Annotated in this window: 19 protein-coding genes; 7 read left to right on the plus strand and 12 right to left on the minus strand. The window is 60.3% G+C overall.

Features of this window, described 5'->3' with window-relative positions; all coding sequences use genetic code 11:
• Positions 1-74: 74 nt before the first annotated feature.
• The 4 genes from SJY21_RS01940 to SJY21_RS01955 all read right to left on the minus strand — a co-directional run bounded on the left by SJY21_RS01940 (position 75) and on the right by SJY21_RS01955 (position 2059).
• Positions 75-728 carry an MIP/aquaporin family protein gene (locus SJY21_RS01940; protein WP_377505403.1) on the minus strand — a complete coding sequence of 218 codons (654 nt, stop codon included), beginning with the start codon at positions 726-728 and terminating at the stop codon, positions 75-77.
• Complete coding sequence (locus SJY21_RS01945; protein ID WP_377505406.1) at positions 728-985, minus strand: hypothetical protein; 258 nt, start codon at positions 983-985, stop codon at positions 728-730. The genes SJY21_RS01940 and SJY21_RS01945 overlap by 1 nt, the downstream gene beginning before the upstream one ends.
• Positions 986-1206: 221 nt before the next feature.
• On the minus strand, positions 1207-1398 hold the full coding sequence (locus tag SJY21_RS01950; RefSeq protein WP_377505409.1) for a DUF2892 domain-containing protein: 192 nt from the start codon (positions 1396-1398) through the stop codon (positions 1207-1209).
• 70 nt (positions 1399-1468) lie between these two features.
• On the minus strand, positions 1469-2059 hold the full coding sequence (locus SJY21_RS01955; protein WP_377505412.1) for a Crp/Fnr family transcriptional regulator: 591 nt from the start codon (positions 2057-2059) through the stop codon (positions 1469-1471).
• A 251-nt stretch (positions 2060-2310) separates the two neighbouring features.
• Between SJY21_RS01955 and SJY21_RS01960 the strand changes: the two genes are divergently transcribed.
• On the plus strand, positions 2311-2505 hold the full coding sequence (locus SJY21_RS01960) for a DUF4956 domain-containing protein (protein WP_377505415.1): 195 nt from the start codon (positions 2311-2313) through the stop codon (positions 2503-2505).
• Positions 2502-2696: a hypothetical protein gene (locus SJY21_RS01965; RefSeq protein WP_377505418.1), complete on the plus strand. Its 195-nt coding sequence runs from the start codon at positions 2502-2504 to the stop codon at positions 2694-2696. Before SJY21_RS01960 ends, SJY21_RS01965 begins: the two co-directional genes overlap by 4 nt.
• A gap of 319 nt (positions 2697-3015) precedes the next feature.
• On the opposite strand, the gene SJY21_RS01970 is transcribed toward SJY21_RS01965, so the two are convergent.
• Positions 3016-3495 carry a c-type cytochrome gene (locus SJY21_RS01970; RefSeq protein ID WP_377505421.1) on the minus strand — a complete coding sequence of 160 codons (480 nt, stop codon included), beginning with the start codon at positions 3493-3495 and terminating at the stop codon, positions 3016-3018.
• 100 nt (positions 3496-3595) lie between these two features.
• Between SJY21_RS01970 and SJY21_RS01975 the strand changes: the two genes are divergently transcribed.
• Complete coding sequence (locus SJY21_RS01975; protein WP_377505424.1) at positions 3596-4459, plus strand: LysR family transcriptional regulator; 864 nt, start codon at positions 3596-3598, stop codon at positions 4457-4459.
• 268 nt (positions 4460-4727) lie between these two features.
• Here SJY21_RS01975 and SJY21_RS01980 read toward each other — a convergent pair whose 3' ends face one another.
• Positions 4728-6548, minus strand: coding sequence for an extracellular solute-binding protein (locus SJY21_RS01980; RefSeq protein WP_377505427.1), 1821 nt, complete (start codon positions 6546-6548; stop codon positions 4728-4730).
• A 278-nt stretch (positions 6549-6826) separates the two neighbouring features.
• Between SJY21_RS01980 and SJY21_RS01985 the strand changes: the two genes are divergently transcribed.
• Both SJY21_RS01985 and SJY21_RS01990 read left to right on the plus strand, forming a co-directional pair.
• Positions 6827-7600 carry a 3-hydroxybutyrate dehydrogenase gene (locus tag SJY21_RS01985; protein ID WP_377505430.1) on the plus strand — a complete coding sequence of 258 codons (774 nt, stop codon included), beginning with the start codon at positions 6827-6829 and terminating at the stop codon, positions 7598-7600.
• Positions 7597-8628 carry a patatin-like phospholipase family protein gene (locus SJY21_RS01990; protein ID WP_377505433.1) on the plus strand — a complete coding sequence of 344 codons (1032 nt, stop codon included), beginning with the start codon at positions 7597-7599 and terminating at the stop codon, positions 8626-8628. The genes SJY21_RS01985 and SJY21_RS01990 overlap by 4 nt, the downstream gene beginning before the upstream one ends.
• Here SJY21_RS01990 and SJY21_RS01995 read toward each other — a convergent pair.
• The 5 genes from SJY21_RS01995 to SJY21_RS02015 form a co-directional block, all read right to left on the minus strand.
• Complete coding sequence (locus SJY21_RS01995; protein ID WP_377505436.1) at positions 8625-9227, minus strand: LysE/ArgO family amino acid transporter; 603 nt, start codon at positions 9225-9227, stop codon at positions 8625-8627. The two genes, SJY21_RS01990 and SJY21_RS01995, sit on opposite strands and share 4 nt — an antisense overlap.
• A 3-nt stretch (positions 9228-9230) precedes the next feature.
• Entirely contained in the window at positions 9231-9953 is a 723-nt protein-coding gene (locus tag SJY21_RS02000) for a DUF502 domain-containing protein (protein WP_377505439.1), read from the minus strand.
• Positions 9954-10033: 80 nt separating this feature from the next.
• Positions 10034-10942, minus strand: a complete 909-nt coding sequence (locus tag SJY21_RS02005) for a pseudouridine-5'-phosphate glycosidase (protein ID WP_377505442.1) — start codon at positions 10940-10942, stop codon at positions 10034-10036.
• Entirely contained in the window at positions 10939-11832 is an 894-nt protein-coding gene (locus tag SJY21_RS02010; protein WP_377505445.1) for a PfkB family carbohydrate kinase, read from the minus strand. Before SJY21_RS02010 ends, SJY21_RS02005 begins: the two co-directional genes overlap by 4 nt.
• Before the next feature lie 169 nt (positions 11833-12001).
• The gene (locus tag SJY21_RS02015) at positions 12002-12802 is read right to left on the minus strand and encodes a DUF4198 domain-containing protein (RefSeq protein ID WP_377505448.1); all 801 of its coding nucleotides are present in this window, start codon (positions 12800-12802) and stop codon (positions 12002-12004) included.
• Here SJY21_RS02015 and SJY21_RS02020 point away from each other — a divergent pair.
• Complete coding sequence (locus SJY21_RS02020) at positions 12801-14141, plus strand: HupE/UreJ family protein (RefSeq protein WP_377505451.1); 1341 nt, start codon at positions 12801-12803, stop codon at positions 14139-14141. The two genes, SJY21_RS02015 and SJY21_RS02020, sit on opposite strands and share 2 nt — an antisense overlap.
• On the opposite strand, the gene SJY21_RS02025 is transcribed toward SJY21_RS02020, so the two are convergent.
• Positions 14138-14644, minus strand: a complete 507-nt coding sequence (locus SJY21_RS02025) for a hypothetical protein (RefSeq protein WP_377505453.1) — start codon at positions 14642-14644, stop codon at positions 14138-14140. The two genes, SJY21_RS02020 and SJY21_RS02025, sit on opposite strands and share 4 nt — an antisense overlap.
• A 265-nt stretch (positions 14645-14909) precedes the next feature.
• Here SJY21_RS02025 and rpsB point away from each other — a divergent pair, with 265 nt between their 5' ends.
• Positions 14910-15722: a 30S ribosomal protein S2 gene (gene rpsB, locus SJY21_RS02030; protein ID WP_377505456.1), complete on the plus strand. Its 813-nt coding sequence runs from the start codon at positions 14910-14912 to the stop codon at positions 15720-15722.
• The last annotated feature ends 73 nt before the right edge of the window (positions 15723-15795 follow it).

The raw sequence follows: 15795 nt of genomic DNA on the forward strand, positions 1-15795 counted from the left end.
TGGCGATGAATTGCCAGCAGACACGGCCAGCGCGACACCCTCTATCACATCAGGGCTTGGTGAAAAGGCCGCAGTCAGGGCAGGGTGCGCAACAGGCGCGGCAGGATCAGATGCGCAAGGCCAAGGCCGACCAGCTGCATGAGGATGAACATCGCGATATGGCCGGGGTAGATACCGGCAAATGTATCACTGAATCCGCGCGCGATCGTGACGGCCGGATTGGCAAAACTGGTCGATGAGGTAAAGAAATACGCCCCCGTGATATACAGGCCCACAAGCGGGGGCACCGCATCGGGGCGGTGATGCACACCACCAAAGATCACGAACAACAGGCCAAGGGTGGCGATGATTTCCGAGGTCCATTGCCCCAGCCCTGTGCGGTGCATGGTGGTCGAGGTCTGCAGGATCGACATGTCGAACATCAGGTGTGTCAGCCAGACGCCGATGATTGCACCGGCGATCTGTGCCCCGATATAGGGGGCCACATCGCGCCAGTGATGTTCACCGCGCAGCGCAAAGGCAAGCGTGACCACGGGGTTGAAATGCGCCCCCGATATGGGGCCAAGCGTGGTGATGATCGCATAAAGGATGCATCCAGTGGCAATGGCATTGGCCAGCAGGGCCACCGCGTCGTTACCCTGCGCCAGCGCCGCGCCCATGATCCCCGATCCGACAACGCCGATCAGCAGGAACGCCGTGCCGATGAATTCGCTGCACAGCCGCCGCATCACAGCTTGCCGATCCGGTTCAGGGTGGCGCGCAATGCGCCCTTTTCCATCGTTTCAATCGGCAATGCCAGCAGTGTCTTGGCGCGTTTTTTCAGGCTGTCACAGGCCGTTTTAAATGCGGCGTCCCAGTCGGGTTCGGCGACAGGATCGTCGCCCCGCCAATGGGCGCGCAGGCGCCCGGTGCCAAGGTCGTTCAGGATAGATTCCAACGGGATCGCGCGGACCGCGTGACCGGTGCAGGGGACAAGGTTATTCATAAGGTTCCCATAGGGGATGTTTGTAGCGGTTTCACGACAGAACGTGGCACAACCTCTGGCGTTTGCAAAGCACAACCGACCGCAAAAGACAGATGCAACGTGCGGCATGACGATTGAGGTCGGCTGCGGTGACGCTGCGTGATGTTGGCCCGCCCGCAATCAAGGCGCAGCGGCCCCAAAGCATCTGTGGGGCCGCCGCATTGTTCATCCGCGTCGCCAGATCACCCTTTGATCGAGCAGGTGCTGATCCCGAGAACGGAATAGATCGGGCAGGTTCCGACAAGGCCCGTTGCCAGCGGAACGATGCCAATTAATCCCCACAGAGTTTGCGGGCCTACGAAAACAAGTGACAGCAATGCCAAGCCGACAATGACCCGCAAGGCACGATCGAGAGTTCCTTCATTCTTGGTCATGTTGATGATCTCCTTTCAAGAGTTGATAGCATATCATAACAACAGCCCGCGCGTTTCAGCGGTGACAGTGTCACCGCCTGTCTGCGGCGACCTGACGCAGAGCGGATTCATCGAGGATTGCGACGCCTTTGGGTAGCTGTTCTACCAGTCCTTGCTGAACGAATTCTGACAACCGACGGGTCACGTAGGCGCGCCCCGAGGCGGTCTCGGTTGCCAGAGCCGAATGCGACAGGGCAACAACGCCCGCTCCGTCCGCCAGACGCAGCAGTGTCCGTGCCAAGCGTGCATCAAAGCGCGTCAAGGCGACCTCTTCAACGAGCGACTGATAGTCGGAAAAGCGCGCGGCAACCGAAGCCATGATCCGATTTCTGAATGCGGCGTCATCGGCAAGGCGGGTCTTGAACTGGTCTGCGGGGATCAGCTCCCCCTCCAGATCGGTTTCTGCGACGCCTTCGGCGCTGTAGTTTTTTGCATCTATTAGGCAGGAAAATGTCTGCAGACAGATTTCGCCCGGGTTCACACGATATAGGACGACCTCGCGCCCGCTTGTGCCGGACAGCGTGACCTTGATCGTGCCTTCGGACAGTATCACGAACCCCGGGCATTCCTGCCCGGCTTGAAAAATGACCTTGCCTTTGGTCGCTATAAATTTCCGGATCATGTCTTCGGACCACCTGAGTTTAGGCCCATTGTGACTGCAAGAGCGCCTTTGGTCGACAGTCCATGACGTTCCCATGTGATCCAATGCCAGCGAAGTTATCGCAAGTATGGATTAATGAGGTGCGCAGCCTGTTGGTTTTCAGCCCTTGGTCCGACCCAAGGCGGGTCTTTGGCGTGCCGCAATGTGACAGTTCTGTAAAAGATTTATGACAGGTGCCCCGCCTGCGTCCGCGTGTTGAATAGGAAGACCACATGACTGAACTGGCCCTGTTCAGCCTGAGATCCGAAGCGATTTCCAAAATCGAAATCTGCTATTTCTTCGGGGCAATCGCGATTGCGGTGATTTGTTCCGTGCTTGGCACCGGACTTGGGTTCGTCGCGGTGATCATCGTTTTCGTCTTGGCGGCAGCTTCTGCAATCTGCGAGCAGCGCAAAGCTGACCCTTGACCGGATCGGACATGTTCATCGTCGAGACAAGGTCGGCCATTGGTCGCGGCGTTGCAGATGTGTTGTTGCGCTTGGCCAAGGTGCGTCCGGCAAAGCGGTGTTCGAAATACCGCGTTGGTATGGCCGCGACGGGGCAGGTTTCGCGTTACAACCATTTACTGCCGACCATGCGCCGTCGGGGCAGCCTTTAGGCCATTGGTCTGACACACCATCAGACCAAATCGTGCATTTGCACGGCCCTTCGTCGGTATTGAATTTCGCGGCGGCAAAAGACCCTGAGGGCATCCAAACCAGTCCAAGGAGACACCTTATGAAGCCCTCAACCCTCATCGCCAGCGCCTTATCGAGGGCTTCGCGCACCAGTCCCGCGTCTTTGGATGGCGCTTCTTGCCCATCAAGTGCTTCGTCAAGTCGTAACGAGGCAAGCGACAGGTATTGCGCAGGCCCATCGTGAAGGCCTGATCCGATGCGGCGAATGGCCCGTTCGGTCTGGGCGATCGCGCGGCTGTCTTATTCGTTGCGCACGCGATAGCTGCGATGACAGTCGCCACATGCGCCGCCAAGCGGACCCATTGCAGCTTTCAAGGCGTCGAGGTCGGTTCCAGCAGCTTCCTGCATCGCCAATGCCGCTTCGACGAGGGCGGCGCCCTTGTCACCAACATCGCTACCTTCTGCCCAGATCGCCGGAAGTGCGCGTGATCCTTCGACGGAGTCGCTGTCGCTTCCCGGCAACCAATAGCGGGACTGGGACAATGTCGTCAGAGCGACAATGCTGTCAGCGGCGGCAGATGCGGCGGCGGCGTCATAAGGCATTTTATCCTGCGCCATTCCACCCAGTGTCGCCATATGGAACGAATAGAGCTGCATGTGGGACTGACGGGCCTTGATGGAGGTTTCAATTTGCTCGTCGCTGATGTGACCATCCGCGACAGCGTAGGCGGCAACCGAGACGGCAGCAGCGGCAAGGCAGGCAAAGAAAGGTATGCGCATGTGTAAGGACTCCCTTGAGACGTGAAAAAGGCTTGCCCAGAGCGTAGCTGTTCGAAAATATGGCAACAGTGAGAAAAATTGCGCAATTGGGTGCCTGAATATGCACAACGAAAACTGGGACGATCTGCGCTACGTGCTGACAGTTGCCGAAACTGGTTCAGTATTACGGGCTGCGAAACAGCTTGGCGTCAATCACGCGACCGTTCTGCGCCACGTCGCCGCGTTTGAGGACCGCCACGGGGCGCCGGTTTTCGAGAGAACCCGCAAGGGGTATCAACTGTTGCCTGATCGGGCGCATGTCATCGACGCAGCGCAAGAGGCGCAGACAGCGATGGATGAAGTTGCCCGCCTTGCCAGCGGCGGGCGCGCCGTATTGGGCGGCGATGTGAGAATGACCTCGACCGATACGTTTTGTGCCTTGGTCCTGCCCGATTTCGCTGCCCAGATTACCGGCGAAGACCATCGCTGCAATGTCACGCTTCTTAGCAGCAACACCCATCTGGATTTGATCCGCGAACAAGCGCATCTGGTCGTTCGCCCTGCCATCAAATTGTCAGAAGAACTGGTGGGTGACGCGGTTAGCAAGATCGGTTTCGCGGCCTATGCGACTGATGAAAATGCGGATTTATGGCACGGTTTGGCGGGGCCACTGTCACGATCCGTCGCGGCGAAATGGATGGCAGAAGAGCTTGACCCCGAAACGCTTACAACGGCCAGCGACAGTTTTCTGACATTGCGCGAATTGGCGGTGCACTCTGGCGCCATTGCCGCATTGCCGTGTTTTGTGGGTGATGGCGACGCGCGTTTAAAGAAGCTGACGCGCATGCCGCCGATCAGCGTGCCTGTCTGGGTCGCCCATCACGTGGATACGGACACAACGCAGCAATTGAAGTTGGTGCAAGACCGACTGAAGACATACTTGGCTGGCCAAAATGACGTTCTGGCGGGACATTCGCGCGGTTGACCGCTTGGTCCCTGACGATCACACAGCCGCGCGCCTTCGCGACGGGTTCTCTTGTGTAGATGCGGGCCAGATCCGCGGGCGTGACGCCAATGTTCTGGATCAGCCGCATCCGAATACGCGAGAATAAGAAACGGCAGCTTTGATCCGCACAGCCGACGTTCAACGCAAGCAGCACCCGAAGTTTCCTTCGGGTGCCGCTGGATTTTGTATCGTGCAAACGGGCCGCGTTGCATCATGCGAAAGGCACCGCCCGCGGGCACGCACTTGTTTACCCTTCCTCGTACCACCACACGTCGGGCTGCCAGCCGGGCCAGTCGCCAAAGATCGGCATGGTGTCGGGGAAATGCAGGTTCTTGTCGTGAGCGATACGGCTGATGTTCCACTGGTAGATCGGGATCACATAGCGCCCCGATGTCAGCAGACGGTCCAACGCACGGGTTGCGGCCAGAAAATCATCCTGGGATGGCGAGGTCAGCAAGCGGTCGATCATCGCGTCAATCGCGGCACTTTCCACACCCATCAGGTTGCGCCCGCCCGGTTCATTTGCAGCTAGCGAACCCCAGTAAAGGTTCTGTTCATTGCCGGGCGACAGGGACAACCCGCGCCGCATATAGGTCATGTCGAAATCATAGGCGTCAGTGCGTTCCTTGCCCTGCGCGCTGTCGACAACGGCAACCGTGGGCGTCACGCCAATCCGTTCCAGCGACTGCACATACATGTCGATGATCGCCTGATTTTCACTGCTGCCCGATTCCAGCAGGATTTCAAACGTGAACGGATTGCCATCGGCGTCCGCCATCACCCCGTCCTGCACCGTGTAACCCGCCTGTTCCATCAGATCGAGGGCGGCGGCAGTGCCAGCACGGTTGCGTTCGGACCCGTCCCCGACGGGCAGGGCATAGCCGCTGATTGCGTCCGCCGGTATGCTATCGGCAAATGGTTCCAGAAATTCGGCGACGCGCCCCGTGGCGGGGCCATCCAGCATCGCCAGCGGCGAGTTGCTGAAATAGGACGTGATGCGCGGCTGCGCGCTTCCGGTCATCGCCTCGTTGATGAATTCAAAGTTGAAGGCATGGATCATCGCATCGCGCACGCGGATATCGGCAAACTGCGGGCTGCGCGTGTTCATCACGAAACCGGTGATCCCGCTGGGGCGCGCATGGGGTAAGACCGACAGCACAACGTCACCTGCGGTAATCGCTTCAAAGTTATACTGGCTTTCCCATTTGGCGACGTTGAATTCGCGGTTGGAATTGACCTCGCCGACCTTGAAGGCCTCGAACGCGGCGGTTTCATCGCCAAAGAATTCCAGCCGGATCGTATCAAGGTTGTATAGCCCGTTCACAAACGGCACGACATCATACCCCCAGTAATCGGGGTTGCGGGTCAGTTCCAGGAAACGGCCCGCCTCGAAGTCGCTGATCTGATAGGGGCCGGATGTGGTGGGGATCACGTCCAGACCGCTTTCGGCGAAATCAATGCCCTCCCACTGGGATTTTTGCAGGATCGGGCGGATACCGGCCAGCAGGGCCAGCTCGCGGTCCTCGGTGTTGAAGGTCATGCGCACCGTGCGCTCGCCGGTCGCTTCGATGCTGGCAAGTTTGCCATAGAACCCGTGATAGCGCGGATGGCCGACCGTCCCGAGGGTTTCATAGGACCAGATCACATCATCGACCGTGACGGGGCTCCCGTCCGAGAATCGGGCTTCCTCGCGCAGGGTAAATTCGACCCATTCGCGATTCGGTCCGGTCTCGACCGATTCGGCCAAAAGACCGTAAAGCGTGAAGGGTTCATCCAAGGATCGCGCCATCAGGCTCTCTCCGGTAAGGAAGCGCAGCTGCCACGGGACCGACCCCTTGAGGATGTAGGGATTGAGGCTGTCAAAGCTGCCAACCTCGGCGGTGACGATGCGCCCGCCACTGGGCGCGCCGGGGTTGGCATAGGGCAGATGCGCAAAATCTGGTGGCAGGGCCGGGTCCCCATACATAGCTATGCCATGCTGGGGTTCGGCGATCGCGAATGTGGCGCAAAGCGCGATGCTTGCCGTAGCGGCAATCCGGCGCGCGGCTGTGAAAAACTCTGTGGCCATTTTGGAGACAATCCCTTTATTCCCTGTGCCTGTTGGCGATCAGCCTAAACAGGGTTCCAAGTGTTTTCAAACTTTTAGCTTGGACACACGCGACAGATTGCTTATAAAGAGTGCACTGCTCGATAGGTTTCTTGCCTGTATGAAACCTGCCTCAATAACTTAACGCCAGCCTTGTGCTGGCGTTTTTTTCTTTTTGGGGGTCTGTGAATTGTGATGTCGCCATTCTGGTCTTTGCAGGTGCAGCATGTCAGATTGCCCGCAACGCACAGGAGGCATTCATGACACTCTCAGGAAAAACCGCCGTCATTACGGGCAGCAATTCGGGCATTGGTCTGGGCATCGCGTGGGAAATGGCGCGGGCGGGGGCGGATGTTGTGCTCAACTCGTTCACCGATCGCGACGAAGATCACGCGCTGGCCAATGACATCGCCAAGGAAACGGGCGTGACCGCGCGCTATATCAAGGCGGATATGTCCAAGGGCGATGAATGTCGCGACCTGATCGCGCGGGCGGGCAAATGCGATATCCTGATCAACAACGCCGGTATCCAGCATGTCGCCGCGATTGACGAATTTCCGGCCGAAAAATGGGACGCGATCATCGCGATCAACCTCACATCCGCGTTTCATACCACGGCCGCGGCCCTGCCACTGATGCGCAAGGCTGGCTGGGGGCGGGTGATAAATATCGCCAGCGCCCATGGCCTCACGGCGTCGCCCTATAAGTCCGCCTATATCGCGGCCAAGCACGGGATCGTCGGCCTGTCGAAAACAACTGCACTGGAAACCGCGCAGGAACCGATCACCTGCAATGCGATCTGTCCGGGCTATGTGCTGACACCCTTGGTCGAAAGCCAGATCCCCGACACGATGAAAGAATACGACATGTCGCGCGAGGATGTGATCAAGAACGTCATGCTGACGCGCCAGCCCTCCAAGGAATTTGCCACGGTCGAACAGTTGGGCGGCACCGCCGTGTTCCTGTGTTCCGATGCTGCCGCCCAGATCACCGGCACGACGATCAGCGTCGATGGCGGCTGGACCGCGCTGTGAAACGCATCAACCTTGGTCTGCAAGGGGGCGGCGCGCACGGGGCGTTCACCTGGGGTGTGCTGGATCGCATCCTTATGGACGACCGGATCGAGATTGCGGCGATTTCCGGCACTTCGGCAGGGGCGCTGAATGGCGCGGCCCTCAAGGCGGGGATGATCGAAAAAGGACGTGAGGGCGCGCGCGCCAACCTTGATTGGCTGTGGGAACAGATCGGTGCGATCAGCGCGCCGGGCTTTACTGATTGGGTCGCGGCCTTTGGTCCGGCAACCCCGTTCATGGCGCAGGCGCTGGCCTATTCACCCGCTTACGCCGCCTTTGATGCCGCCTCGCGGATGTTTTCGCCCTATGGCTTTGGCACGGTGTTTTCCAACCCGCTGGAACGGATTGTCACGCAGTTTCACTATGATGCGGTCTGCGATGATCACGGCCCCGAACTGCATATCTGCGCCACCAACGTGCGCAGCGGCAAGATCCGCGTCTTTTCCGGTGCCGAGATCGTGCCGGATGCGATCCTGGCCTCGGCCTGCCTGCCGACGCTGTTTCGCGCCGTCGAAATGGACGATCCGGTAACGGGGCAGCGCGAAGCATTCTGGGATGGCGGATATACCGGCAATCCGGCGCTGTTTCCGCTGTTCGAGGCGCATTTGCCCGACGATATTCTGGTGGTGAACATCAACCCGCTGTGGCGCGATGACTTGCCCGACGATCCGCAAAGCATCCAGAACCGGATTAACGAGATCAGCTTTAATTCATCGCTATTGCGCGAATTGCGCGCGATTGAATTTGTCCAGCGTCTGATTGCCGATGGCAAGGTGGCCGAGGGACAGATGAAACGCGTGCTGGTGCATATGATTGCCGACGATCCGCTGATGAATGACCTGAACGTGGCAACGAAAACACTGGCGACACCGGTGGTTCTGGCGCGATTGAAAGCGGCGGGGCAGGCGGCGGCGGATACCTTTCTGACCAATCACTTTGATGATCTGAACGAACGCGAAACGGTCGATTTGCGGGCGATGTTTTCCTAGGCCAGCAGCTTTAGCGCCAGCGCCCACATCACAACGCCGATGATCACGTCCAGCACCTGCCAGGCGCGGGCCGATTGCATGACAGGGGCCAATAGGCGCGCGCCATAGCCCAGCGAAAAGAAAAACACGAACGACGATGTGACCGCGCCAATGCCAAAGGCCAGCTTTTCGCGCGGTGCCGTGAAATCCGTCGAAATCGCGCCGATCAGCCCCAGCGTGTCCAGATAGACATGCGGGTTCAGCCATGTGAATGCCGCCGCCGTGGCCAGCGTCACCCCAAGGCTGGCGGATTTTCCCGCCAGTGTCAGCGCATAATCGCCCTTCCACGCCGCCCAGAACCGCATCGCGCCATAGGCAAACAGGAATGCCGCGCCTCCCAAAGCCATGACAACGGGCAGGGACGGGAATTGCGCCACGATCACGCCGAACCCGACGACGCCCGCCGTGATCAGCAAGGCATCGGACGCGGCACAGAACAGGCACAGCCAGAACACATGCTGGCGCAGCAATCCCTGACGCAGCACAAAGGCGTTTTGCGCGCCAATCGCAAGGATCAGCGCAAACGCCGTGGTAAAACCGATCAGGGCAGGGGCAAGCACGCGCTAGACAACCGCTGGCGGCTTGGTCGGGTCTTTGCCGTTGGGATAGACAAGCCCGGCGGAAATCACCAGTTTCGCGGCGTCCTCGACGCTCATGTCCAGCTCGAATATCTCGTCACGGGGCAGGAACAGCAGGAAACCCGACGTGGGGTTTGGCGTGGTCGGCAGAAACACGGTCGCAATGTCCTTGTCGCCATGAATCTTGCTTTTGATTTCGCCCTTGGCGTTGATGCTGATAAAGGCAATCGCCCAGATCCCCTTGCGCGGGTATTCGATCAGGCAGGCCTTATCAAAGGATGTGTCGCGCTGGGAAAACACGGTTTCGGCAATCTGTTTCACACCGCTGTAGATCGAACGCACAACCGGCATGCGTTCAACGAACCCCTCGCCCCAGCGCAGAAACGACCGCCCGATCAGCCCCTTGCCCAGCCAGCCGACAAAGACCGTGAAGGCTAGGAACACGAACACACCGATTCCGCGCACGTTGACGTTGATGCGTTCGGCTTCGGGCCCGCGGATCATCTGGTTGACCCAGTTGACCAGTTCTTCGGGCTGATAGCCGCGCGGCACGAACGGCCAGACCCATGAATCGATCCAGCCCACGACCGTCCAGATCAGCCAGAGCGTCAGGCCAATGGGTGCGATGATGATCAAACCGGCCAGAAAATTCCCGCGAATGCGCGCGATCAGGCCGCGGCGGTGGGGATCAGGAGGGGTATTTGTCATATCGCGTTTCCGTATTGGTCGGCCTACGATTTATGTGCTGCGCAGGCCAGTCACAAGCGAGCAGTTGCGTTTCACGGGGATTAGACGGCGATCTTGGCCATTTCGCAGGCGATTTCCGCGGCCAGACGCGCATTATTGCGCACAAGCGCGATATTTGCGGTCAGGGATGCACCCTTGGTCAACTCAAACAAGCGCGCCAGCAGGAAGGGTGTCACGGATTTCGCGGCAATACCCTGCGCCTCGGCCTCGGCCAGCGCCTGATTGATGAAGGGGGCGAGTGTTGCAGCAGGGATTTGATCAGCGGCAGGGATCGGATTGGCGATCATCTGGCCGCCGGGCAGGCCCATCTGGCCACGCAGGACATGGGCGCGGGAAATTTCGGCGGCGCTGTCCATGCGCAAAGGCGCGGGCAGGTCGGATGTGGCGGACCAGAACGCGGGCAGGCTGTCTTGCCCAAAGGCAATCACCGGCACGCCAAGGGTTTCGAGCACCTCATAGGTTTTTGGCAGGTCCAGAATGGCCTTGGCCCCGGCGGCCACGACCGTCACCGGCGTTTGCGCCAGTTCGTGCAGATCGGCGCTGATGTCAAAGCTGGTTTCGGCACCGCGATGCACCCCGCCGATACCGCCCGTCGCGAATACATGAATGCCCGCCATGCGTGCCGCGATCATCGTTGCGGCCACGGTTGTGGCACCTGTGCCACCGCGCGCGATGCAGGCGGCAAAATCGGCGCGCGACAGTTTGGCAACGTCCTGCGCCTGTCCCAGCGCATCAAGCATGTCATCTGTCAGCCCGATGTGCAGCACACCCTTGATCACGGCGATGGTGGCGGGCACGGCCCCGCCCGCGCGAATGTCGCCCTCGACCAGACGGGCGGTTTCGACGTTCTGCGGATAGGGCATCCCGTGGGTAATGATCGTGCTTTCCAGCGCGACGATAGGTGCACCGGCGGCCTTGGCTGCGGCCACGTCGGGGGCATAGTGGATCATCGCGGGGTCTCTCCTGATACATAGGTGGCAGCGGCGCGCAGGGCGCGTGCAAGGGCGGTGTCCCGATCTGCGCCGGCACTTTCGGCTGCGATATGCGCCGCCATGAAGGTGTCGCCCGCACCGGTCACACGCGTCACCAGCACTTCGGGCGGGGTTTGGGTGATGATGTCGTCGCCCGATGCTTCCGAGGCGGATCGGCCACCGTCTGTCACCAGCACACGGTGCGCGCCTTGGGCGATCAATCCGGTTGCGGCGGCGGCTGACGTGTCAAACACGGTGTTGCATAGCAGTCCGGCTTCCTCGAGGTTCACATAAAGCGTGGCCGAGGGGTGATTGCGCAGCGCCATCAGGCGTTTGGCCTTGCCCGGTGACGCAGGCGCGACCCGCAGGTCAGCGGCGGCAAACAGGGGCGAGGCGGCGATGTCATGCAGCAGGTCTTCGGTCAGGTTTCCATCCAGCGCCACGGGGCCGTTGAACGGATGTGCGCTGTCGCCAAGGCGCCCATCCGAGAGCGGGCGCAGGATTTTCGCACCCGCCTGTTCCAGTGAATGGGCATCGGCAATCGCGGCAATCAGCCCATTTGCCCCTTCGACGGCCATATAGACATCCGTGGGCAGATCATCGCTGCGATAAAGGAAATCGGTGTTCAGGCCCATCCGGTCGCATTCGGCGACCAGTTCGTTACCTTCGGCATCGCGGCCCACGGACGAGAGCAGGGCAGGGCGCATCCCGAATTGCACCAGCGTCATGGCGATATTCATCGCCACACCACCGGGTAGGCGGGTGATCCGGCCCGGCACATCACTGCCCGCACGCATATGGCTCGAGGATCGCCCGATCACGTCCCACAGGACCGATCCGATGCACAGGATGTCAGGTTGGTTTGTCATGGCGAACTTTTGGCGCGCCTATCGACGGGCGTCAATAAGTTCACGACTCTGATAAAGGGCGGCCCCCGACCGCGGGTGGGGGAGAAGCCCCCGCCCATGGGGGCGGTCGGGGGCTGTCCGGCGGTGCCGTCCAAGAAAGAAATTTTTGCCGTGCTGCATTATTCAAAGGCTATTCAGGCACGGCAAACGTCAAATTCGCCCAAAGCGTTTCCCAGACGGCATTGCTGCTGGCGGCCAGGTCTGCACCGGGTTCGCGCAGCACGACGGCATCCAGCATATAGGAATGGCCCGCCGTCACGGGCACCACGGCAATCCCGTTTGCGTCCGTGCGCAAATAGGTGACAGTGACCGTGTCGTCGGGGGCTTTGTCGAAAACCTCGACCTGCGTATCGGCACGCACATCATCCCCGTAAAACACCTGCACGCGCATGCCTGCGGACAGATCATCCGTGTAGGGGTTGGTCAGGGCTACAAATTCGGTTTCCAGCCCCGTGCGCATATCCGCGCCATCGCCAACGCCCACATTGATCAGGGTCTTGGCATAGCGGCCATAGACTTCGCGGAAATTGGCATCTGGCAGGGCGCGCGCTTCATGCAGACTGCGCACATCGCCAAAATCCTTGTGATCGACGAACCGCTGGAATTTCGCCCAGTCGTCATAGGTGACGGTGGCCGTGGTGGACTGGTAGATCACCACATTCAGCCCCTCGGTCAGCGGCGCCGCATTCAACGCAGGTCGTGACCCAAGCCGCCCCTGCACCGGCAATCCGCGCGGGCCCGCGAATTGTTCGAAACGCACGAACCGTTGCGGCAGATACGAAAGTTCCACCCCTTCAAAGGCTTGACCGTTGACAATCTCGGCTTCAAGCCTACCGTCTGACGGCACCTGATAGGCAAGCGGTTCCAGCCAGAACTCGTGCGCCGACACCGAACCGGCAAGAAGTGAGAATAGAAAGATGAGCGCGCGCATGATCAATTCCTTTGGTAACAAGCCTATGGTGTCCCTGGCGGCGGTGATGTCAACCGCGCTCGCGCTGTGGATCACGATGGCGTCATTGGCGCAGGCCCACGAAGTCCTGCCCGCAATCGGCGACCTGAGCGTCGAAGATGGCACCGTGACCCTGTCGATCAGCGCCAATCTGGAAAGTTTCGTTGCCGATATTGATCTGGACGGGCTGGAGGACACCGAAGCCGCCCCCGAAGCCGCAGCCTATGACAATCTGCGCGCGCTGTCGCCCGATGACCTGGCGGCGCAATTTACTGCCTTCTGGCCGCAGATGGCGGGGGGGATCACGCTACAGGCCGATGGTGTAGACCTTCCGCTGACCCTTGCCAGCGTGACCGTGCCCGCGGTGGGCGATGTGGAGGTCGTGCGCGCTTCGACGTTCGTGATCACCGCCCCGCTGCCCGACGGGGCCGAAACCCTGACCGTAGGCTGGGCGCCGCGCTTTGGCGTGCTGGTCCTGCGCCAGATGGGTGTAGATGCGCCCTATGACGGCTATCTTGCGGGTGGCGCACTGTCCGATCCGATCAAGATCGCCGGTGGTAATCAGGCCAGCGGCTGGCAAACCTTTGTCGATTACATCCCTGTGGGGTTTGATCATATCGTGCCCAAGGGGCTGGATCATATCCTGTTTGTTCTGGGCCTGTTTTTCCTTGCCGCGCGGATGCGCCCGTTGATCTGGCAGGTCAGCGCGTTCACGCTGGCGCATACGATCACGCTGGCGCTGGCGGCGTTGGGATATGTCAACGTATCAGGCGCGATTGTCGAACCGCTGATCGCGGCTTCGATCGTCTATGTCGCCGTGGAAAACATCTTTGCCAAGGGGCTGAACCCGTGGCGGCCACTGATCATCTTTGGCTTTGGTCTGTTGCATGGTCTGGGGTTTGCCAGCGTGTTGGCCGAATTCGGCCTGCCCGATTATGCCTTTGTGCCCGCCCTGATCGGATTCAACATCGGGGTCGAAGTGGGGCAGCTGTTCGTGATTGCCGTGATGTTCCTGTGCGTCGTGCAGGCGATCCGTGTGGATCGGGGCCGCAACGAGGTCATGCAGGCCACGGTCCTGTATGCAGTCTTGCTGCTGGCCACGGTTGCCATGTGCTTCCTGTCGTGGCCGCAACTGACGCAGACGCTGGAAATGTCGCCGCTGGTGTTCTTTGTGCCCCTTGCTGCGGTATTTGCCCTGTGCCTGCTGTCGGTCCGCCTGCGCGACCAGTTGCATGCATACCGGCGGATCGTCGCAGTGCCTGCGTCCGTGGCCATCGCGATTGTCGGGGCTTACTGGTTCGTGGAGCGGGTGTTTCTTTAGCGCCCGACAACATCGCGCAGGGATTGCAGATAGGCCATGACGCGGGCGTTGATATCGCCTGCCAGCACGTGGCGCAGCCAGTCGGTTGTCATCGGGCCATCCGGTGTCAGTTCGGCGCGCAACGCGGCACAGGTAGCAGGGTCGGGCAGGGGTAGCTTGGCCGCTTCATCAAGCAGGATCAGCAGGTTATGCACCCTTAGGGCATCCTGAAAGGCGCTGAACATCGGCGCGGCAAGGCTGGGTTCATCCTGCCATGACTGACCGTTGAAAACCTCTTGGGTGACGCGCTGGCCCGCCCCGTGGCAGGTGAACGCCACACAACCGCCAAACCCAGCATCTGCCAGCCCTGCATGGATCGTGCAGCGCGCGTTTGCTGACAGATTGGGGCAGGGCGCGGCGGCGGGTTTGTCGATGGCAAACTGCGCGCCCTTGTCAAACGGCAGGGCCGCACAGCACAGGGCGGCGCAACGGCTGCAATCCTCGGTCAGGTCAACGGTGGTCATGGCGGTGGTATATCAGGGCATTTCCGTGCGGCAAGGCATGCCCGAATTCAAGCCGCAAGCGCCGGGTGATCAGCGGCCCGCCTCCGCGCAAACCCCGCCAAACAAAGCTCTTGCGCCCCCGTGACACCCGTTCTATACGGCGCGCACTTAATCCCGCAGGCGGGGGCGGGTGTTTTGGGGAGAAATCCCAAACCATCCACCGGTTGTCCCGGACTTGATCCGTGATGATACCCCCGCCGAGGCTAAACCGGAAAGGAATACGGACATGGCTCTTCCCGAGTTCTCCATGCGCCAGCTTTTGGAAGCAGGCGTTCACTTTGGTCACCAGAAGCAACGCTGGAACCCAAAGATGCAGCAATACATCTACGGTGCCCGCAACGGCATCCACATCATGGACCTGACACAGACAGTTCCGATGCTGGACCAGGCGCTTAACGTGATCCGCGACACAGTGGCCAAAGGCGGCCGCATTCTGTTCGTCGGCACCAAGCGTCAGGCGCAGGCCCCGATCAAGGACGCTGCTGAAAAATCCGCACAGTTCTACATGAACCACCGCTGGCTGGGCGGCACGCTGACCAACTGGCAGACCGTGTCTAAATCCATCCAGCGCCTCAAGGCGATTGACGAAGCCTCCGAGCGTGGCTTTGAAGGTCTGACCAAGAAAGAACGCCTTGGCATGGAACGCGAGCAGGGCAAGCTGGAAGCGTCCTTGGGCGGTATCCGCGAAATGGGCGGCACGCCTGACCTGATCTTTATCATCGACGTGAACAAGGAAGATCTGGCCATCGCCGAAGCCAAGAAACTGGGCATCCCGGTTGTGGCCGTGGTGGATACCAACTGTTCGCCCGATGGCATCGACTATGTGATCCCCGGCAACGATGACGCAGCCCGCGCCATTGCGCTTTACACCGATCTGGCAGCCCGTGCGGCCCTTGACGGGATGTCGGCACAGCTGGGCGCCGCTGGCGTCGATATGGGCGAGATGGAGCAGATGGCCGAGGACGTCGCAGAGGTTGCCGCCGAACCCGCCGCCGAAGAGGCCGCAGCACCTGCACCCGAAGACGCCGCGGCCAACTAAGCTGCGCGTTCAGGCATTGTAATCGGGCAGGGGACAGACCTGCCCGATCCCTTCTCAATTTCAAGGAGACCAA

The organism is Octadecabacter sp. R77987, from assembly GCF_042466115.1.
Lineage (GTDB): Bacteria > Pseudomonadota > Alphaproteobacteria > Rhodobacterales > Rhodobacteraceae > SW4.